We start from the raw sequence: 20973 nt of genomic DNA on the forward strand, positions 1-20973 counted from the left end.
ATAGATAGCGGCTTTAACCACATCACCGTACTGCTTGACGAAGCCGTCGAGGCTCTCGCCGTACGCGCCGATGGCTGCTATCTGGATGGCACCTTCGGTCGCGGCGGCCACAGCCGCTTGATCCTCAGCAAGCTCGGTCCGCAAGGACGGCTCCTGGGTTTTGACAAAGATCCTCAAGCGATTGCCACCGGGCAAGCGCTGGCGGCCGAAGACGGCCGCTTTGTCATTGTGCAGCGCAGTTTTGCCGAGCTGGGTGCCGAAGTGGCCGAGCGCGGTATTGCCGGCAAGGTCAGCGGCATCCTGCTTGACCTGGGCGTTTCCTCGCCACAGCTTGATGACCCTGAGCGCGGCTTCAGCTTCCTCAATGACGGCCCGCTGGACATGCGCATGGATCCTTCGCGCGGTGTCAGCGCTGCCGAATTCATCGCCAATGCGCCGGAAGAAGAAATCGCCCGGGTATTCAAGGAGTACGGTGAGGAGCGTTTTGCCAAGCGCATGGCCCGTGCCGTGGTGCTGCGCCGTGAGACCGAGCCTTTCACCCGCACCGCAGACCTTGCCGAAGTGCTCAAGGTGGCCAACCCAGCCTGGGAGAAGGGCAAGAACCCGGCCACCCGTGCGTTCCAGGGCCTGCGCATTCACGTCAACAATGAACTGGGTGATCTGGAAGCCGGTCTTGAAGCAGCGCTCGAGGCACTTGAAGTCGGCGGCCGCCTGGTCGTGATCAGCTTCCACTCGCTGGAAGACCGCATCGTCAAACTGTTCATGCGCAAGCTGGTCAAGGGTGAGGCCGATAACCTGCCGCGTAACTTGCCCGTGCAGCACAAGCATTTCGAGCCGAAGATCAAGGTTCACGGCAAGGCGCAGTTCGCCTCCGAGGCCGAGCTCAAGGCCAATCCACGTTCGCGCAGTGCCGTCATGCGCGTTGCCGAGAAATTGCGGTGAGTCGCTTGTTCGCCAAGCCTTTGCCAGGCGGAAGCTTCCTGATGCTTCTGCTGTTCATCGCCGTGCTCGTTTCTTCGGTGGCGGTGTCCTACAGCGCGCATTGGAACCGTCAGTTGCTCAACACCCTCTACGGCGAACTCAGCGAGCGCGACAAGGCGCAAGCCGAGTGGGGCCGGCTGATTCTTGAGCAGAGCACCTGGACAGCCCACAGCCGTATCGAAAACCTGGCCAGCGAACAGCTGAAAATGCGCATTCCGGCGGCCGATGAAGTACGGATGGTGGCGCCATGATGAAACTTGAAGGCGCACTCTACCCCTGGCGGTTTCGCGTGGTCATCGGCCTGCTGGCCTTGATGGTCGGTGCGATCGCCTGGCGCATCATCGACCTGCAGGTGGTCGATCGTGACTTCCTCAAGGGCCAGGGCGACGCTCGCAGCCTGCGTCATATCCCGATTCCTGCGCACCGGGGCCTGATCACCGACCGTAACGGCGAACCGCTGGCGGTGAGTACGCCGGTCACCACCCTGTGGGCCAACCCCAAGGAAATGCAGGCCTACAAGGATCGCTGGCCGGCACTGGCCGCAGCGCTCAAGCAGAACCCGCAACAGCTCTCCCAGCGCCTGGAACAGCAGGCCGGCAAGGAATTCATCTATCTGGTCCGGGGCCTGACCCCAGAGCAGGGTCAGGTGATCCTCGATTTGAAAATTCCCGGCGTCTACGGCATCGAGGAGTTTCGTCGTTTCTACCCGGCCGGCGATGTGGCTGCGCACATGGTCGGCTTTACCGACCTTGACGATCATGGTCGGGAAGGGGTCGAACTGGCCTACGATGAGTGGCTTGCCGGCGTGCCGGGCAAGCGACAGGTCATCAAGGACCGGCGTGGCCGGCTGATCAAAGACATCCAGGTAACCAAAAACGCCAAGGCCGGAAAGACCTTGGCGTTGTCCATCGACCTTCGCCTGCAATACCTGGCGACCCGCGAGCTGCGCAATGCAATCGCCGAGCAGGAAGCCAAGGCGGGCAGCCTGGTGATCCTGGACGTGAAGACCGGCGAAGTCCTGGCCATGGTCAACCAGCCGACCTACAACCCGAACAACCGTCGCAGCATGTTCCCGGCCGCCATGCGCAACCGGGCAATCATTGACGTGTTCGAGCCAGGCTCCACGGTCAAGCCGCTGTCGATGAGTGCCGCCCTGCAAAGCGGACGCTGGAAGCCGACCGACAAGGTAGAGGTCTATCCGGGCACCTTGCAGTTGGGGCGCTATACCATTCGCGACGTTTCCAGAAGCGAAGGTCCGGTCCTCGACCTGACCGGCATCCTGATCAACTCCAGTAACGTCGGCATGAGCAAAATTGCCTTCGATATCGGTGGCGAGTCCATCTACCGCGTAATGTCCCAGCTGGGGCTGGGACAGTACACCGGCCTGGGTTTCCCGGGTGAGCGGGTGGGTAACCTGCCCAACCACCGCGAGTGGCGCAAGGCTGAAACCGCGACCCTGTCCTACGGCTACGGCCTGTCGGTGACCGCGCTGCAACTGGTGCATGCCTACGCCGCGCTGGCCAACGACGGCAAGATGGTGCCGCTGAGTATTCTCAAGGTCGACAAGACGCCGGAGTCCACGCAAGTGGTGCCGGTGGAAGTGGCCAAGACCATCCAAGGCATGGTCCAGCAAGTCATCGAAGCGCCGCGCGGGGTGTTCCGTGCGCAGGTGCCGTTCTATCACGTAGGTGGCAAGAGTGGTACAGCGCGCAAGGCCACTATCGGCTCCAAGGGCTACACCGAGAACTCTTATCGTTCGCTGTTCGCAGGCTTCGGCCCGATGAGCGACCCGCGCTATGCGGTGGTGGTGGTCATTGACGAGCCGAGCAAAGGCGGCTATTTCGGCGGCCTGGTCTCTGCCCCGGTCTTCAGTAAAGTCATGTCTGGCACGTTGCGCCTGATGAACATTCCGCCGGACAACCTGCCGCCGGCGACACCACCGCAGCAGGTCAATGCTGCGCCCGCCAAGGGAGGGCGCGGTTAATGACAATGCCTCTGAGCAAGCTTTTCGCCCAGGCCAGCCGGGATCCGTTGATCCGCGAGCTGACGCTGGACAGCCGCAACATCCGTCCGGGCGACCTGTTCCTGGCGGTACCGGGTGCGCGCGTCGATGGCCGCGAACATATTGCCGACGCGCTCAAGCGTGGAGCGGCTGCTGTCGCCTATGAAGCCGAAGGCGCCACCGTGTTGCCGATCACTGAAGCGCCGCTGATCCCGGTCAAGGGCCTGATTGCCCAGCTGTCGGATATCGCCGGGCGGTTTTACGGCGAGCCTAGCCGTCAGCTGAATCTGATTGGCGTCACCGGTACCAATGGCAAGACCAGCGTCACCCAACTGGTGGCCCAGGCCCTGGACAAGCTCGGTCAGCACTGCGGCCTGATTGGCACGCTCGGCACCGGCTTCTATGGCGAGCTGCAAAGTGGCCGCCTGACCACGCCGGACCCGATTGCCGTCCAGGCCACACTCAACGACCTCAAGAAAGGTGGCGCCAAGGCAGTTGCCATGGAAGTCTCCTCTCATGCCCTGGATCAAGGCCGGGTTGCAGCGCTGGAGTTTGATATCGCAGTGATGACCAACCTGTCACGCGATCACCTGGATTACCACGGCAGCATGCAGGCTTACGAAGACGCCAAGGCGCGGCTGTTCGCCTGGCCAAACCTGCGTTGCCGTGTGGTCAACCTGGATGACGACTTCGGTCGTCGCCTTGCCGATGCGGATGCCGAATCGCGCTTGATCAGCTACAGCCTAATTGACAGTGCTGCTTCGCTCTACTGCCGCGAAGCGCATTTTGACGATGACGGTGTTCGCGCCGTGATCGTGACTGCCCAGGGTGAACGCACCTTGCGCAGCCGGCTGCTGGGTCGCTTCAACCTGAGCAACATGCTGGCGGCAGTCGGCACCTTGCTGGCGCTCGACTACGCGCTGGACGAAATACTCAAGGTCACGCCAACCCTGGAAGGACCTATCGGGCGTATGCAGCGCCTGGGTGGCGGCGGCAAGCCGCTGGTGGTAGTCGACTATGCCCATACCCCGGATGCGCTGGAGCAGGTCCTCCAGGCGCTGCGTCCGCACGCCAAGGGGCAATTGCTGTGCCTGTTCGGCTGTGGCGGCGACCGCGATCGCGGCAAGCGCCCATTAATGGCCGAAGTGGCCGAGCGCCTGGCTGACCGCGTGCTGGTCACTGACGACAACCCTCGTACCGAGGACCCCCAGCGGATCTTTGCCGACATTCGTCCTGGTTTTGCCAAGGCCGATGCTGTCGAGTTCGTTGCCGGTCGCGGCGCAGCCATTGCCCAGCTGATTGCCAGCGCCGCTGTCGACGATGTGATCGTCCTGGCGGGCAAGGGGCATGAGGATTACCAGGAAATCAACGGTGAGCGTCACGACTTCTCCGATCTGGTTGAGGCCGAGAAAGCACTCGCGCTGTGGGAGACGCCCCATGCTTAAGCCATTGACCCTCAGCCAGTTGACCGCGCCCTTGCAGGGCCGCCTGGTGGGTGGCGATGCAACCTTTACCGGGGTAAGCATCGACAGCCGCGCAGTCGTTGCCGGGCAACTCTTTGTAGCCCTGGCCGGGCCTCGTTTCGACGGTCATGACTACCTGAACGACGTACAGGCCAAAGGTGCTGTCGCAGCCTTGGTCGAGCGTGAAGTGCCGGGCAGCGACCTGCCTCAGTTGCTGGTCGCCGATACCCGCTTGGCCTTGGGCCGGTTGGGTGCCTTGAACCGTGCCGCTTTCGACAAGCCAGTGGCTGCTATCACCGGCTCCAGCGGCAAGACCACCGTCAAGGAAATGCTGGCCAGCATTCTGCGCACCCGTGGTTCGGTCCTGGCCACTCGTGGCAACTTGAACAATGACCTCGGTGCGCCGCTGACCCTGCTTGAACTCGCCCCGGAGCATACTGCCGCGGTCATCGAACTGGGTGCTTCGCGTATTGGCGAAATTGCCTATACCGTCGGGCTGACCAAGCCTCAGGTAGCGTTGATCAACAATGCAGGCACGGCTCATGTCGGCGAGTTCGGCGGGCCAGAGAAAATTGTCGAAGCCAAGGGCGAGATCCTCGAAAGTCTGGGCCAGGACGGTGTCGCGGTGTTGAACCTTGATGACAAGGCTTTCGATACCTGGAAAAAACGCGCCGGCAACCACCGTGTGGTGACGTTCGCATTGACCAATGGCGCCGCAGATTTCCACGCCGGCACTGTCACCCGTGATGAGCGAGGCTGCCCGGCGTTCGATCTGCGTAGCCCCGTGGGCACAGCGCGGGTCCAGCTCAATTTGCTCGGTACTCATAACGTCAGCAATGCCTTGGCCGCCGCCGCTGCCGCACACGCGTTCGGTGTATCGCTGGAGGAAACCGCCGAGGGGCTGAATGCCGTGCAACCGGTCAAGGGCCGCACCGTGGTGCAGATGGCTGCCAACGGTGTGCGGGTTATCGATGACACCTACAACGCAAACCCCACCTCTATGTGCGCTGCCGTTGATATACTCGCCGGCTTTTCCGGCCGCACCGTTCTGGTGCTCGGGGATATTGGCGAATTGGGCCAGTGGGCCGAGGAAGGGCATCGGCAGGTAGGCAACTACGCCAAAGACAAGGTTTCGGCCTTGTATGCCGTGGGGCCGAACATGGCTCACGCGGTCGCAGCGTTCGGTGCCAATGCCCGACATTTCGCTAATCAAGCTGACCTGATCGACGCCGTTTGCGCCGCCGAGCAGGCCACTAACACCACTATTTTGATCAAGGGTTCGCGCAGCGCTGCGATGGAGAACGTCGTGGCGGCTTTGTGCGGTTCCAGCGGGGAGAAACATTAATGCTGCTGCTGCTGGCTGAGTATCTGCAACAGTTCTACAAAGGCTTCGCGGTCTTTCAGTACCTGTCCCTGCGCGGGATCCTGGGCGTACTGACCGCGTTGTCGCTGGCCCTTTGGTTGGGCCCCTGGATGATTCGTACCCTGCAGATTCGCCAGATCGGTCAAGCGGTTCGCAATGACGGCCCGCAATCGCACCTGTCCAAATCCGGCACCCCGACCATGGGTGGCGCCCTGATTCTCTCGGCCATCGGTATCAGCACCTTGCTGTGGGCCGACCTGACCAACCGCTATGTGTGGGTGGTACTGGTCGTCACCTTGCTGTTCGGTGCGATCGGCTGGGTCGATGACTACCGCAAGGTGATCGAGAAGAACTCGCGTGGCCTGCCGAGCCGCTGGAAGTATTTCTGGCAGTCGGTGTTCGGCCTCGGCGCTGCGGTTTTCCTGTACATGACTGCGCCAAGCAGCGTGGAAACCACCCTGATCGTACCGATGCTCAAGGATCTCACCATCCCGCTGGGTGCCGGTTTCGTGGTGCTGACCTATTTCGTGATTGTCGGTTCGAGCAATGCGGTCAACCTGACTGACGGCCTCGACGGCCTGGCGATCATGCCGACGGTGATGGTGGGCGGCGCTCTGGGCATTTTCTGCTACCTGTCGGGCAACGTGAAATTTGCCGAATACTTGCTGATTCCCTACGTACCGGGCGCAGGCGAGCTGATTGTGTTCTGCGGCGCGCTGATCGGTGCCGGCCTGGGCTTCCTGTGGTTCAACACCTACCCGGCCCAGGTGTTCATGGGCGACGTCGGTGCCCTGGCACTGGGTGCTGCACTGGGCACCATTGCCGTCATCGTTCGCCAGGAAATCGTCCTGTTCATCATGGGCGGTGTGTTCGTGATGGAGACCCTGTCGGTGGTGATCCAGGTGGCCTCTTTCAAGTTGACCGGCCGTCGAGTGTTCCGCATGGCCCCGATCCACCACCACTTTGAACTCAAGGGTTGGCCCGAGCCTCGGGTGATCGTCCGCTTCTGGATTATCACCGTGATTCTGGTGCTGATCGGCCTTGCCACCCTGAAACTGAGGTAGAAACGCGTGTCATTGATCGCTTCTGACCACTTCCGCATCGTTGTCGGCCTCGGCAAGAGCGGCATGTCCCTGGTTCGCTTCCTGGCGAACCGGGGCATTGCCTTTGCGGTCGCCGACACCCGTGAGGCCCCTCCGGAACTGGAAACCCTGCGCCGTGATTACCCGCAGGTGGAAGTGCGCTGTGGCGAGCTGGATGTCGAATTTCTCTGCCGTGCCGACGAACTGTATGTGAGCCCCGGCCTGGCCCTGGCCACCCCGGCGCTGCAACAGACGGCTGCCCGTGGCGTGAAGCTGTCTGGTGATATCGAACTGTTCGCGCGCAACGCCAAGGCACCGATCATTGCCATCAGTGGCTCGAATGCGAAAAGTACCGTTACCACCCTGGTAGGCGAGATGGCCGCTGCGGCAGGCAAACGTGTGGCTGTCGGCGGCAACCTCGGCACCCCGGCACTGGACCTGCTCAGTGACGACGTCGAGTTGTACGTGATGGAGCTGTCCAGCTTCCAGCTGGAAACCACCGACCAGCTCAATGCTGAAGTGGCTACCGTGCTCAATGTCAGCGAAGACCATATGGACCGCTACAGCGGTCTGCCGGCCTATCACCTGGCCAAGCACCGAATCTTCCGGGGGGCTCGCCAAGTGGTGGTCAACCGTCAGGACGCCCTCAGCCGTCCGCTGCTGGCCGAAGGCCAACCGGTCTGGACCTTCGGTCTGAATGCGCCCGACTTCAAGGCCTTCGGCCTGCGTGAAGAACAGGGTGAAAAGTACCTGGCGTTCGAGTTCCAGAACCTGATGCCGGTACGCGAATTGAAAATCCGCGGTGCACACAACCAGTCCAACGCCCTGGCGGCACTGGCACTTGGGCACGCGGTCGGCCTGCCGATGGATGCCATGCTCTCCAGCCTGCGCACCTTCGCCGGCCTTGCCCATCGTTGCCAATGGGTTCGCGAGCGCAACGGCGTGAACTGGTACGACGATTCCAAGGCCACCAACGTCGGTGCAGCCCTGGCCGCGATCGAAGGCCTGGGTGCCGATATCGACGGCAAACTGGTGCTGATCGCCGGTGGCGATGGCAAAGGCGCCGATTTCAGCGCCCTGCGTGCCCCGGTGGCGGCACATTGCCGTGCCGTGGTGTTACTGGGGCGCGACGCCGAGCGTCTGGCCGAGGCACTGGGCGACAGCGTGCCGCTGATCCGTGTCGCGACCCTGGACGAAGCCGTTCAGCAGTGTGCCGAACAGGCCCAGCCGGGCGACGCGGTGCTGTTGTCGCCAGCCTGTGCCAGCCTCGACATGTTCAAGAACTTTGAAGAGCGTGGGCGCCTGTTCGCCCAGGCCGTAGGAGGGCTGGCATGATCTTCGGCATCATCAAGCCCTATCCGTCGCCGCTGATCAGCGGCCGTGGCATCGACCTCGATTTCGCCATGCTCGCCGGTTGCCTGGCACTGCTGGGCCTTGGCCTGGTGATGATTACTTCGGCCTCCTCGGAAGTGGCTGCGGCGCAGTCGGGTAACCCGCTGTATCACATGTTCCGTCACCTGGTGTACGTGGCCATCGGTGTCTTCGCCTGCATCGTCACCATGATGGTGCCGATCGCGACCTGGCAGAAAATGGGCTTCACCATGCTGGTCGGCGCGTTTGGCCTGCTGGTACTGGTGCTGGTGCCGGGCATCGGTCGCGAAGTGAACGGTTCGATGCGCTGGATCGGCTTCAGCTTCTTCAACGTGCAGCCCTCGGAGATCGCCAAGGTGTTCGTGGTGATCTACCTCGCTGGCTACCTGGTGCGTCGCCAGCAGGAAGTGCGCGAGAGCTGGATGGGCTTTTTCAAGCCGTTCATCGTCTTGCTGCCAATGGCTGGCCTGCTGCTGATGGAGCCGGACTTCGGTGCCACGGTCGTGATGATGGGCGCGGCGGCGGCCATGCTGTTTCTGGGAGGGGTCGGGTTGTTCCGCTTCAGCCTGATGGTGGTGCTGGCAGTGGGGGCGGTGTTCGTCCTGGTCCAGGCCCAGCCCTATCGGATGGCGCGCCTGATTACCTTTACCGATCCCTGGTCGGATCAGTTCGGTTCCGGCTATCAATTGACCCAGGCGCTGATTGCCTTCGGTCGTGGCGAATGGCTTGGCGTCGGTCTGGGCAACAGTGTGCAGAAGCAGTTCTACCTGCCTGAAGCGCATACCGACTTCGTGTTCTCGGTACTGGCCGAGGAGCTGGGCGTGATCGGTTCGCTGGTCACCGTGGCGCTGTTCGTGTTCGTCACCGTGCGCGCCTTGTACATCGGCCTGTGGGCCGAGAAAGCCAAGCAGTACTTTGCTGCCTACATGGCCTTCGGCCTGGCCTTCCTGTGGATCGGCCAGTTCCTGATCAACATCGGCGTAAACGTCGGTCTGCTGCCGACCAAGGGTCTGACCCTGCCATTCCTGAGCTACGGGGGCAGTTCGCTGGTGATCTGCTGTGCCTGTGTAGGTTTGCTGCTGCGGATCGAGTGGGAGAGTCGAACCCACCTGGGCAGCGAAGAGCATGAGTTTGATGAAAGCGATTTTGCCGAGGAGACCAATCATGGCCGCTGACGGCAAGAACGTACTGATCATGGCGGGCGGTACCGGGGGGCACGTGTTCCCGGCCCTGGCCTGCGCCCGTGAATTCCAGGCGCGCGGCTACAGCGTGCACTGGCTGGGCACCCCCCGCGGCATCGAAAACGAGTTGGTGCCCCAGGCTGGTCTGCCCCTGCACCTGATCAACGTCACTGGCCTGCGGGGCAAGGGCAAGCTGTCGCTGCTCAAGGCGCCGTTCACCCTGGTCAAGGCCGTACTGCAGGCCCGTCGCATCATTCGCCAACTCAAGCCGGTCTGTGTGGTCGGTTTTGGTGGTTATGTGACAGGGCCTGGCGGCGTTGCCGCAAGGCTGTGCGGTGTGCCTGTAGTGGTACACGAGCAGAACGCCCGCGCCGGTACCGCCAATCGGCTGCTGGTGCCTTTGGCCGGCCGAGTCTGCGAAGCTTTCCCCGGCACTTTCAGTGCATCGGACAAACTGCGTACCACCGGCAACCCGGTGCGCAGTGAACTGTTCATGGATACCCCGCGTGAACCACTGGGCACGCGCCAGCCACGCCTGCTGGTACTGGGCGGAAGCCTGGGCGCGGAACCTTTGAACAAATTGCTGCCCCAAGCCCTGGCCCAAGTGCCTGTGGACATTCGTCCCCAGGTGTTCCACCAGGCCGGCAAGCAGCACGACCAGATTACCGCCGAGCGCTACCGCGAGGCTGGAGTCGAGGCTCAGGTAGAGCCGTTTATCAAGGACATGGCCCAAGCCTATGGCTGGGCCGATCTGGTGGTCTGCCGCGCCGGCGCGCTGACCGTCAGTGAGCTGGCTGCGGCCGGCTTGCCATCGATGCTGGTGCCCTTGCCCCATGCCATCGACGATCACCAGACCCACAACGCCCATTATCTGGCCCGTGAAGGCGCTGCCTTCCTGATGCCACAAGCGACAACCGGCGCAGCGGAACTCGCTGAACGCCTGAACGAGGTGCTGATGCAACCGGAAAAACTCACCACCATGGCCGCCACTGCCCGGCGCCTGGCAAAACCTGCGGCCACCCGCACCGTGGTCGATATCTGTCTGGAGGTGGCCCATGGTTGAAAGTCAGAAAGCCATGCCACAACCGGAAATGCGCCGTATCCGCCGCATCCACTTCGTTGGTATCGGCGGTGTGGGCATGTGCGGGATCGCCGAAGTGCTGCTGAACCTGGGTTACCAGGTGTCGGGCTCCGACCTCAAGACCTCGGCGGTCATCGAGCGCCTGGAATCCTTCGGTGCGCAGATCTTCATCGGCCACCGTGCCGAGAACGCCGCCAGCGCCGATGTACTGGTGGTCTCCAGCGCTATCAATACCGCCAACCCGGAAGTTGCCACCGCACTGGAGCGTCGTATCCCCGTGGTGCCGCGCGCCGAAATGCTCGCCGAGCTGATGCGCTACCGCCACGGTATCGCCGTGGCCGGTACCCATGGCAAGACCACCACCACCAGCCTGTTGGCCTCGGTGTTCGCTGCCGGTGGCCTGGACCCGACTTTCGTGATCGGTGGCCGGCTGAATGCAGCAGGCACCAATGCCCAGCTTGGCACCAGCCGCTACCTGATCGCCGAAGCAGATGAAAGCGATGCCAGCTTCCTGCACCTGCAGCCGATGGTCGCAGTCGTCACCAATATCGACGCCGACCACATGGCCACCTATGAAGGCGACTTCAACAAGCTGAAGAAGACTTTTGTCGAGTTCCTGCACAACCTGCCGTTCTACGGCCTGGCCGTGATGTGCCTGGACGACCCGGTGGTGCGCGAGATCCTGCCCCTGGTCAAGCGTCCTGCCGTTACTTATGGCTTCAGCGAAGAAGCCGACGTGCGTGCGATCAATGTTCGTCAGTCGGGCATGCAGACCCACTTCACCGTGTTGCGTCGCGACCGCGAGCCGCTGGATGTGTCGGTCAACATGCCGGGCAATCACAACGTGCTCAACGCGTTGGCGACCATCGCCATCGCGACCGACGAGGGCATCAGCGATGAAGCCATCGTCCAGGGCCTCTCGGGGTTCCAGGGGGTAGGGCGGCGCTTCCAGGTCTACGGCGAACTGCCGGTGGACGGTGGCAGCGTGATGCTGGTCGACGATTACGGCCACCATCCGACCGAAGTGGCCGCGGTGATCAAGGCTGTGCGCGGTGGCTGGCCAGAGCGTCGCCTGGTGATGGTCTACCAGCCGCACCGCTACAGCCGTACACGCGATCTGTATGACGATTTCGTCCAGGTCCTGGCCGATGCCAACGTGTTGCTGCTGATGGAGGTCTACCCGGCCGGCGAAGAGCCGATCCCCGGTGCCGACAGCCGTCAGCTGTGCCACAGCATCCGTCAGCGCGGTCAGCTCGACCCGATCTACATCGAGCGCGGCATCGAGCTGGCGCCGCTGGTCAAGCCATTGCTGCGCGCAGGCGACATCCTGCTGTGCCAGGGCGCCGGTGATATCGGTGGCCTGGCCCCGCAACTTATCAAAAGTCCGTTGTTCGCTGGTGCAGTGACCAGTCAGGGGAAGTCGAAATGACTGTGAACCAATACGACAAGCTGCATTCGACCATTCCCGTGAAAGACTTCGGTCGCGTAGCCGTGCTCTACGGCGGCAAGAGCGCCGAGCGTGAGGTTTCGCTGAAGTCCGGCGCTGCGGTCATCGAAGCATTGACCAGTGCCGGTGTCGATGTTGTTGCCATCGATGTCGGTGACGACCTGCTGCAGCGCCTGCTCGACGAGAAGATCGACCGCGCCTTCATCATCCTCCACGGCCGTGGCGGTGAAGACGGCAGCATGCAGGGGCTGCTCGAGTGTCTGGGCATCCCTTACACCGGTAGCGGCATCCTCGCCTCGGCACTTGCCATGGACAAACTGCGCACCAAGCAGGTGTGGCAGAGCCTGGGCATTCCGACCCCGCGTCACGCCGTGCTGGGCAGCGAATCCGACTGTATTTCCGCGGGCACGGAACTGGGCTTCCCTTTGATCGTCAAACCGGCCCATGAAGGTTCCAGTATCGGTATGGCGAAAGTGACCAGCGTCGACGAATTGATCGCCGCCTGGAAAGACGCCGCCACCTACGATTCGCAAGTATTGGTCGAACAATGGATTCACGGTCCGGAGTTCACTATCGCGACCTTGCGTGGGCAGGTATTGCCTCCCATCGCGCTGGGCACCCCCCATACGTTCTACGACTATGACGCCAAGTACCTGGCATCCGATACCCAGTACCGGATTCCATGCGGCTTGAGCGCTGAAAAAGAGCAGGAACTGATCGACCTCACCGCCCGTGCCTGCGACGCCGTTGGTATTGCTGGCTGGGGCCGGTTGGACGTGATGCAGGACGAGCAGGGGCGTTTCTGGCTGCTCGAAGTCAACACCGCACCAGGCATGACTGATCACAGCCTGGTCCCCATGGCGGCACGCGCGGCCGGCCTCGACTTCCAGCAATTGGTGCTGGCAATCCTGGCGGCAAGCGTCGAGGCGCGAGGTTAAGCCCATGCAAGGCGCGATGTTACGTCATCAGCAACCCGCCACCGGCCGTAGCAAGCCGGTGCCGCGCGGTGCCAGCCGGATGGTGGCCAAGGAGCCACTGTCGGCGCGCCTGCCTAAGGCCAACTTCAGCGTCTTCAAGCGTCTGCTGTGGCCCGTGCTGCTGGTGGTCGCAGGTTTTGCAGCCTACGAAGGTGCGCAACGCCTGATGCCCTATGCCGACCGGCCGATCACCAAGATCGCCGTGCAGGGGGATCTGACCTATATCAGCCAACAAGCGGTGCAGCAGCGAATCGCCCCGTTTGTGGCGGCCAGCTTCTTCACCGTCGACCTGGCCAGCATGCGCGCAGAACTGGAGCAGATGCCCTGGATCGCCCATGCCGAAGTGCGACGGGTGTGGCCAGACGAAGTGGTGATTCGCCTGGAAGAACAGTTGCCGGTGGCGCGCTGGGGTGAGGAGGCCTTGTTGAACAACCAGGGCCAGGCGTTCACCCCGCGCGAGCTGGCCAACTATGAGCACCTGCCGCAGCTGTTCGGCCCGCAGCGGGCGCAGCAACAAGTGATGCAGCAGTATCAGGTACTGAGCCAGATGTTGCGGCCAATGGGCTTTTCGATTGCCCGGCTGGAGGTGCGTGAGCGCGGCAGCTGGTTCCTGACCACGGGTGCCGGCAGCACGGGGCCTGGTGTCGAACTGCTGTTGGGACGCGATCATCTGGTGGAAAAGATGCGCCGTTTCATTGCCATTTACGACAAGACACTCAAAGAACAGATCACGAACATCGCCCGCATCGATCTGCGCTACGCCAACGGCCTGGCCGTTGGCTGGCGGGAAACGATTGCACCGACGACGGCCCAACCCGCCGTTGCGAAGAATTAGAGAGAGGCAGGACCATGGCAAATGCGCATAGCGGCAAAATGATCGTCGGGCTGGATATCGGCACCTCCAAGGTAGTGGCGCTGGTAGGCGAAGTAGCCGCCGACGGCACCCTGGAAATCGTCGGTATCGGCACCCACCCGTCACGCGGGCTGAAGAAGGGCGTGGTGGTCAATATCGAGTCGACCGTGCAGTCGATCCAGCGCGCGGTGGAAGAAGCCCAGCTGATGGCAGGCTGCCGGATCCACTCCGCCTTCGTGGGTGTCGCCGGCAATCACATCCGTAGCTTGAACTCCCACGGCATCGTCGCCATTCGCGACCGTGAAGTCAGCGCTGCCGACCTCGAGCGTGTGCTGGACGCCGCCCAGGCCGTGGCCATTCCGGCCGACCAGCGGGTGCTGCACACCCTGCCGCAGGACTACGTGATTGACAACCAGGAAGGCGTGCGCGAGCCACTGGGGATGTCGGGCGTGCGTCTGGAAGCCAAGGTCCACGTGGTGACCTGTGCCGTCAATGCCGCGCAGAACATCGAGAAGTGCGTACGCCGCTGCGGCCTGGAAATCGACGACATCATCCTCGAGCAACTGGCCTCGGCCTACTCGGTGCTGACCGATGACGAGAAAGAGCTGGGCGTGTGCCTGGTGGATATTGGCGGCGGTACCACCGACATTGCCATCTTCACCGAAGGCGCCATTCGCCACACCGCCGTGATCCCGATTGCCGGTGATCAGGTGACCAACGACATTGCCATGGCCCTGCGCACCCCGACCCAGTACGCCGAAGAGATCAAGATTCGCTACGCCTGCGCCCTGGCCAAGCTGGCCGGTGCTGGCGAAACCATCAAGGTGCCGAGTGTCGGCGATCGTCCACCGCGCGAGCTGTCGCGCCAGGCCCTGGCCGAGGTGGTCGAGCCGCGTTACGACGAGTTGTTCACCCTGATCCAGGCCGAACTGCGCCGTAGTGGCTACGAGGACCTGGTGCCAGCCGGCATCGTCCTGACCGGCGGTACCTCGAAGATGGAAGGTGCAGTAGAACTGGCCGAAGAGATTTTCCACATGCCGGTACGCCTGGGCGTACCGCATAGCGTTCGGGGCCTGAGCGACGTCGTGCGCAACCCGATTTATTCCACCGGTGTGGGCCTTCTGACCTACGGCCTGCAAAAGCAGTCCGACGGCGTGAGCCTGACCGGCAACAGCAGCAACAACTATGGCGATGAACCCAAGGCACCAGCGTTCGAGCGTTTCACTCGCTGGGTCAAAGGCAACTTTTAAAAGTTTCAAAGCAGTAGTAGTAGGCGCAAAAACTAGAGAACTGTAAGGAGAGGGAAAATGTTCGAGCTCGTAGACAACGTCCCGCAAAGTCCGGTCATCAAAGTGATCGGCGTCGGTGGCGGCGGTGGCAACGCCGTCAATCACATGGTCAAGAGCAACATCGAAGGCGTCGAGTTCATCTGCGCCAACACCGATGCTCAGGCGCTGAAAAACATCGGCGCGCGCACCATCCTGCAACTCGGCACCGGCGTGACCAAGGGCCTGGGTGCTGGCGCCAATCCGGAAGTCGGTCGTCAGGCCGCCCTGGAAGACCGCGAGCGCATCGCCGAAGTGCTGCAGGGCACCAACATGGTGTTCATCACCACCGGCATGGGTGGCGGTACCGGTACCGGTGCTGCACCGATCATCGCCGAAGTGGCGAAGGAACTGGGCATCCTCACCGTTGCGGTGGTGACCCGTCCGTTCCCGTTCGAGGGCCGCAAGCGCATGCAGATCGCCGATGAGGGCATCCGCGCGCTGGCAGAGAGCGTTGACTCGCTGATCACCATTCCGAACGAGAAGCTGCTGACCATCCTGGGCAAGGACGCAAGCCTGCTGTCCGCTTTCGCCAAGGCTGACGACGTACTGGCCGGTGCCGTTCGCGGTATCTCCGACATCATCAAGCGTCCGGGCATGATCAACGTCGACTTCGCCGACGTTCGTACCGTGATGAGCGAAATGGGCATGGCCATGATGGGCACTGGCTGCGCCAGCGGTCCGAACCGTGCGCGTGAAGCGACCGAGGCAGCCATCCGCAACCCGCTGCTCGAAGACGTCAACCTGCAGGGCGCTCGCGGCATCCTGGTCAACATCACCGCAGGTCCTGACCTGTCGCTGGGTGAGTACTCGGACGTCGGTAGCATCATCGAAGCCTTCGCTTCCGATCACGCCATGGTCAAGGTCGGTACTGTTATCGATCCGGACATGCGTGACGAGCTGCACGTGACCGTGGTTGCCACGGGCCTGGGCGCGAAGATCGAGAAGCCGGTCAAGGTCATCGACAACACCATGCAGACTGTCGCGATGCAGACCGCAGCCCCTGCGCCTGTACGCCAGGAGCAACCGTCGGTGAACTACCGTGACCTGGAGCGCCCGACTGTAATGCGCAACCAGGCCCACGCCGGTGCAGCCGCCGCTGCCAAGCTCAATCCGCAAGACGATCTGGATTACCTGGATATTCCAGCGTTCCTGCGTCGTCAGGCCGATTGATGAAATTTATCAGGAGTATAAGGGTGATTGGTGTTCAGCAAAGGCCGGGTCTGGTATTATCCCCAGCCTTTGTTGATACCAGTTCGCAATTTGCGCTGAAGCGGCCAATGCCATGATTAAACAACGCACCCTGAAAAATATTATCCGTGCCACAGGTGTCGGCCTGCACTCCGGGGAAAAGGTTTACCTGACCCTCAAACCCGCACCTGTGGATACCGGCATCGTATTTCGCCGTGCCGACCTCGACCCCGTGGTGGAAATTCCTGCCCGCGCGGCGAATGTCGGCGAGACGACCATGTCGACGACTCTGGTCAATGGCGATACCAAGGTAGACACGGTGGAGCACTTGCTCTCGGCCATGGCTGGCCTGGGCATCGATAACGCCTACGTCGAGCTCTCCGCGTCCGAAGTGCCGATCATGGACGGTAGCGCTGGGCCCTTTGTATTCCTGATTCAATCTGCCGGCCTGGAAGAACAGGACGCAGCCAAGAAATTCATCCGCATCCTGCGCGAAGTGACAGTGGAAGACGGCGACAAGCGCGCTACTTTCCTGCCGTTCGACGGATTCAAGGTGAGTTTCGAGATCGATTTCGATCACCCGGTGTTCCGTAACCGGACCCAAAGTGCCAGCGTGGACTTTTCCAGCACCTCGTTCGTGAAGGAAGTCAGCCGCGCCCGGACCTTCGGGTTCATGAGCGATATCGAGTACCTGCGCAAGCACAACCTCGCGCTCGGCGGCAGCGTGGAAAACGCCATTGTGGTCGACAAGGACGGCGTGCTCAATGAAGACGGCCTTCGTTACGAAGACGAATTCGTCAAGCACAAGATCCTCGACGCCATCGGCGATCTTTACCTGCTGGGCAACAGCCTGATCGGCGAGTTCAAGGGCTACAAGTCCGGGCACGCGCTGAACAACCAGCTGCTGCGCAAGCTGATCGAGGAAACTGACGCCTGGGAAGTGGTGACATTCGAAGATGCCAGTACGGCACCGATCTCTTACATGCGTCCGGTCGCGGCAGTGTAAGTTCGAGCACTCTCTCTAGTGATTAAGGCCACCTTCGGGTGGCCTTTTTTATGCCCGCGCCTACCGTCAGTCGTCGGCAGTGTTCTTGTCGCGCGCATGACTGGCCAGGCGCTCCAGCGCCGCCCGCAGTTTCGGATCACTGATGCCTTCAGCGGTGGCCTGGATGCTTTCGGCGGCACGGGTGGACAGGTCGGCGGTGTGCCCCACAGCGCGGCTCTGGGTGGTCGGCGGTTGGACCTTGAACAGGATGCGGGTCAGGCTTGCGAACGCATCAAGCGTCTGCAACTGGCGTTGCAGGCGTTTTTGCTGGTAGCGCAGGCGGGTGGCCCAGTGGCCGTCGGTGACAATCAGCAGCAGCGTGCCTTCGCGCCAGGAGGCGATATGGCAGTGTTCGCGGGCAGCCGGTTGCAATTGGCTGTCGAGCAGCTTTTGCAGTTGCGCCAGGCGCTGGGCCTGGCTGAACAGGGCTTTGAGCGGCCGTGCTTCGCGCAGCAGAACTGCTGGGGCGCGTGCCGGCAAGGGGCGAAAAGCCATGGGGGTACACCTGAAGTTACAGAACAGGCATCTTATCAGATCCCCCGGCAAGCGCCTTGCCTGGGTGCCCGGTGAAAACTTCATGTAGCCAATGGGTTGAAGTTGTGAAAAAAGCCCTTATTGTAAAAAAGCCCCGTCAAAGCGCTGCGCCAGCATCGTGGAAATCCGCCACTTTCCTCACCATCGTTTCCGGGTAGAATGCTCGTTCGCATGCGGCCATAAGGGCTGCACGGGCGACTCACGGGGCCGCCCTCCATCCCTACGTGTGGAAGATCCAGCCAATATGTTTGCGCCTTTGTTAAAAAAACTTTTTGGAAGCAAGAACGAGCGTGAAGTCAAACGCATGCTCAAGACGGTACAGATCGTCAATGCCTTCGAAGAGCAGATGGTGGCTCTCTCCGACGAGCAGCTGCGGGCCAAGACCGCTGCGTTCAAAGAGCGCCTGGCCAAAGGCGAAACCCTCGACCAGCTGTTGCCTGAAGCCTTTGCGGTTGCCCGTGAAGCGGGCAAGCGCGTCATGGGCATGCGTCACTTCGATGTGCAATTGATCGGCGGCATGACCTTGCACGAAGGCATGATCGCAGAAATGCGCACCGGTGAAGGCAAGACCTTGGTCGCAACCCTGGGCGTATACCTAAATGCCTTGTCGGGCAAGGGTGTGCACGTGGTTACGGTCAACGACTACCTGGCCCGCCGTGACGCCAACTGGATGCGTCCGCTGTATGAATTCCTCGGTCTGAGCGTCGGCGTCGTCACGCCGTTCCAGCCGCCAGAAGAAAAGCGCGCTGCCTATGCAGCCGACATCACCTACGGCACCAACAACGAATTCGGTTTCGACTACCTGCGCGACAACATGGCGTTCAGCATGGAAGAGAAGTTCCAGCGTGAGCTGAATTTCGCCGTGATCGACGAAGTCGACTCCATCCTGATCGACGAAGCGCGGACTCCGCTGATCATCTCCGGCCAGGCCGAAGACAGCTCCAAGCTGTACATCGAGATCAACAAGCTGATCCCGCGCCTCAAGCAGCACATCGAGGAAGTGGAAGGCGAGGTGACCCAAGAGGGCCACTACAAGATCGACGAGAAGAGCCGCCAGGTCGAGCTCAACGAAGCCGGTCACCAGTTCATCGAAGAAATGCTTGCCCAGGTCGGCCTGCTGGCCGAAGGCGAGAGCCTCTACTCGGCGCACAACCTGGGCCTGCTGACCCACGTTTACGCCGGCTTGCGCGCGCACAAGCTGTTCCACCGCAACGTCGAGTACATCGTCCAGGACGGCCAGGTCCTGCTGATCGACGAGCACACCGGTCGTACCATGCCCGGTCGCCGTTTGTCCGAAGGCCTGCACCAGGCCATCGAAGCGAAGGAAAACCTGAATATCCAGGCCGAGAGCCAGACCCTGGCCTCGACCACCTTCCAGAACTACTTCCGTCTGTACAACAAGCTGTCCGGCATGACCGGTACCGCTGACACCGAAGCCTTCGAGTTCGCCCAGATCTATAACCTCAACGTTATGGTCATCCCGCCGAACAAGCCGCTGGCACGAAAGGACTTCAACGACCTGGTCTACCTGACCGCCGACGAGAAGTACGCCGCGATCATCGCCGACATCAAGGAAAGCATGGCCCTGGGCCGTCCGGTGCTGGTGGGTACCGCCACCATCGAAACGTCCGAGCACATGTCCAACCTGCTGCAGAAGGAAGGCATCGATCACAAGGTACTAAACGCCAAGTACCACGAAAAAGAAGCCGAGATCATCGCCCAGGCCGGTCGTCCGGGCGCGCTGACCATTGCGACCAACATGGCGGGTCGTGGTACCGACATCCTCCTGGGCGGCAACTGGGAAGTCGAAGTCGCCGCCATGGAGAACCCGACCCCCGAGCAGATCGCCCAGGTCAAGGCCGACTGGCAGAAGCGTCACCAGCAGGTGATCGAGTCCGGTGGCTTGCACGTGATCGCCTCCGAGCGCCACGAGTCGCGTCGTATCGACAACCAGCTGCGCGGTCGTTCCGGCCGTCAGGGCGACCCGGGCTCCAGCCGTTTCTACCTGTCGCTGGAAGACAGCCTGATGCGCATCTTCGCCTCTGACCGGGTGAAGAACTTCATGAAGGCCCTGGGCATGCAGTCCGGCGAGGCCATCGAGCATCGCATGGTCACCAACGCCATCGAGAAGGCCCAGCGCAAGGTCGAAGGTCGCAACTTCGACATTCGTAAGCAACTGCTCGAATTCGACGACGTGGCCAACGAGCAACGTAAAGTCATCTACCACATGCGTAACAGCCTGCTGGCAGCCGATAACATTGGCGACACCATCGCCGACTTCCGCCAGGAAGTGCTCGACGTCACCGTTTCCCAACACATCCCACCGCAATCGCTGCCCGAGCAGTGGGACGTGGCTGGCCTGGAAGCGGCCCTGGCCAGTGATTTTGGCGTCAAGCTGCCGATTCAGCAGTGGCTCGACGAAGACGATCACCTGTACGAAGAAACCCTTCGCGCGAAGTTGATGGAAGAGTTGCTGGCGGCCTACAACGAGAAGGAAGAACAGGCCAGCGCCGAAGCCCTGCGTACCTTCGAGAAGCAGATCCTGCTGCGCGTACTGGACGACCTGTGGAAAGACCATCTGTCGACCATGGACCACCTCCGCCACGGCATTCACCTGCGTGGCTACGCCCAGAAGAACCCGAAGCAGGAGTACAAGCGCGAGTCGTTCAACCTGTTCCAGGAGCTGCTCGACTCGATCAAGCGCGACACCATCCGCGTGCTCTCGCACGTTCAGGTGCGCCGCGAAGATCCGGTCGAAGAAGAAGCCCGCCTGCGCCGCGAAGCCGAGGAGCTGGCATCGCGCATGCAGTTCCAGCACGCTGCAGCACCCGGTCTGGAGCAGGCCCAGGAACAGGAGGAGGGCGCTGAAGTCGCCGTCGCCGCTGCCCCTGTGCGCAACGAACAGAAGCTGGGCCGCAACGAGCTGTGCTGGTGTGGTTCGGGCAAGAAGTTCAAGCACTGCCACGGCCAGATCAACTAAGTCATCTGCCCGGCAGTACGCTGATTCATGAACACCGCGCCGCGACCGGTCTTGAACCGTCGCGGCGTTGTTCCATCTCAAGCACCGGCATCATCGG

General features: G+C 61.8%; 17 protein-coding genes. 16 read left to right on the plus strand and 1 reads right to left on the minus strand.

Annotation, left to right across the window (positions count from 1 at the left end; genetic code table 11):
* From rsmH to lpxC, 15 genes are all read left to right on the plus strand, one after another.
* Positions 1–942: a 16S rRNA (cytosine(1402)-N(4))-methyltransferase RsmH gene (gene rsmH / locus ABVN19_RS01020; RefSeq protein WP_105641951.1), complete on the plus strand. Its 942-nt coding sequence runs from the start codon at positions 1–3 to the stop codon at positions 940–942.
* Entirely contained in the window at positions 939–1232 is a 294-nt protein-coding gene (gene ftsL / locus ABVN19_RS01025) for a cell division protein FtsL (RefSeq protein ID WP_028943284.1), read from the plus strand. Before rsmH ends, ftsL begins: the two co-directional genes overlap by 4 nt.
* Positions 1232–2965 (plus strand): penicillin-binding transpeptidase domain-containing protein, encoded by a 1734-nt coding sequence (locus tag ABVN19_RS01030; RefSeq protein WP_167332103.1) that lies wholly within the window; start codon positions 1232–1234, stop codon positions 2963–2965. The genes ftsL and ABVN19_RS01030 overlap by 1 nt, the downstream gene beginning before the upstream one ends.
* Positions 2965–4428 (plus strand): UDP-N-acetylmuramoyl-L-alanyl-D-glutamate--2,6-diaminopimelate ligase, encoded by a 1464-nt coding sequence (locus ABVN19_RS01035; RefSeq protein ID WP_028943286.1) that lies wholly within the window; start codon positions 2965–2967, stop codon positions 4426–4428. The genes ABVN19_RS01030 and ABVN19_RS01035 overlap by 1 nt, the downstream gene beginning before the upstream one ends.
* A complete protein-coding gene (gene murF, locus ABVN19_RS01040; RefSeq protein ID WP_028943287.1) occupies positions 4421–5791 on the plus strand; it encodes a UDP-N-acetylmuramoyl-tripeptide--D-alanyl-D-alanine ligase in 1371 nt (456 codons plus the stop codon). The genes ABVN19_RS01035 and murF overlap by 8 nt, the downstream gene beginning before the upstream one ends.
* Positions 5791–6873: a phospho-N-acetylmuramoyl-pentapeptide-transferase gene (mraY, locus tag ABVN19_RS01045; protein ID WP_028943288.1), complete on the plus strand. Its 1083-nt coding sequence runs from the start codon at positions 5791–5793 to the stop codon at positions 6871–6873. The genes murF and mraY overlap by 1 nt, the downstream gene beginning before the upstream one ends.
* Before the next feature lie 6 nt (positions 6874–6879).
* Positions 6880–8226 (plus strand): UDP-N-acetylmuramoyl-L-alanine--D-glutamate ligase, encoded by a 1347-nt coding sequence (murD, locus tag ABVN19_RS01050; RefSeq protein WP_105641919.1) that lies wholly within the window; start codon positions 6880–6882, stop codon positions 8224–8226.
* The gene (gene ftsW, locus ABVN19_RS01055; RefSeq protein WP_177431059.1) at positions 8226–9437 is read left to right on the plus strand and encodes a putative lipid II flippase FtsW; all 1212 of its coding nucleotides are present in this window, start codon (positions 8226–8228) and stop codon (positions 9435–9437) included. Before murD ends, ftsW begins: the two co-directional genes overlap by 1 nt.
* Positions 9427–10506, plus strand: a complete 1080-nt coding sequence (murG, locus tag ABVN19_RS01060; RefSeq protein WP_028943291.1) for an undecaprenyldiphospho-muramoylpentapeptide beta-N-acetylglucosaminyltransferase — start codon at positions 9427–9429, stop codon at positions 10504–10506. Before ftsW ends, murG begins: the two co-directional genes overlap by 11 nt.
* On the plus strand, positions 10499–11953 hold the full coding sequence (gene murC, locus ABVN19_RS01065) for a UDP-N-acetylmuramate--L-alanine ligase (RefSeq protein ID WP_105641920.1): 1455 nt from the start codon (positions 10499–10501) through the stop codon (positions 11951–11953). Before murG ends, murC begins: the two co-directional genes overlap by 8 nt.
* Positions 11950–12909 carry a D-alanine--D-alanine ligase gene (locus tag ABVN19_RS01070; protein WP_028943293.1) on the plus strand — a complete coding sequence of 320 codons (960 nt, stop codon included), beginning with the start codon at positions 11950–11952 and terminating at the stop codon, positions 12907–12909. The genes murC and ABVN19_RS01070 overlap by 4 nt, the downstream gene beginning before the upstream one ends.
* 4 nt (positions 12910–12913) lie before the next feature.
* Complete coding sequence (locus ABVN19_RS01075) at positions 12914–13783, plus strand: cell division protein FtsQ/DivIB (protein ID WP_028943294.1); 870 nt, start codon at positions 12914–12916, stop codon at positions 13781–13783.
* A 14-nt stretch (positions 13784–13797) separates the two neighbouring features.
* The gene (gene ftsA / locus ABVN19_RS01080; RefSeq protein WP_028943295.1) at positions 13798–15051 is read left to right on the plus strand and encodes a cell division protein FtsA; all 1254 of its coding nucleotides are present in this window, start codon (positions 13798–13800) and stop codon (positions 15049–15051) included.
* 57 nt (positions 15052–15108) lie between these two features.
* On the plus strand, positions 15109–16299 hold the full coding sequence (gene ftsZ / locus ABVN19_RS01085; protein WP_028943296.1) for a cell division protein FtsZ: 1191 nt from the start codon (positions 15109–15111) through the stop codon (positions 16297–16299).
* Between the two features lie 112 nt (positions 16300–16411).
* The gene (gene lpxC / locus ABVN19_RS01090; protein ID WP_028943297.1) at positions 16412–17323 is read left to right on the plus strand and encodes a UDP-3-O-acyl-N-acetylglucosamine deacetylase; all 912 of its coding nucleotides are present in this window, start codon (positions 16412–16414) and stop codon (positions 17321–17323) included.
* Positions 17324–17389: 66 nt separating this feature from the next.
* Here the strand turns inward: lpxC and ABVN19_RS01095 are convergent, their stop codons facing one another.
* Positions 17390–17857 carry a DciA family protein gene (locus ABVN19_RS01095; RefSeq protein WP_028943298.1) on the minus strand — a complete coding sequence of 156 codons (468 nt, stop codon included), beginning with the start codon at positions 17855–17857 and terminating at the stop codon, positions 17390–17392.
* 283 nt (positions 17858–18140) lie between these two features.
* Here ABVN19_RS01095 and secA point away from each other — a divergent pair, with 283 nt between their 5' ends.
* A complete protein-coding gene (gene secA / locus ABVN19_RS01100; RefSeq protein ID WP_028943299.1) occupies positions 18141–20876 on the plus strand; it encodes a preprotein translocase subunit SecA in 2736 nt (911 codons plus the stop codon).
* Positions 20877–20973: the final 97 nt, after the last annotated feature.

The sequence above is a fragment of the Pseudomonas vranovensis genome, from assembly GCF_040438935.1.
Taxonomy (GTDB): Bacteria; Pseudomonadota; Gammaproteobacteria; order Pseudomonadales; family Pseudomonadaceae; genus Aquipseudomonas; species Aquipseudomonas vranovensis.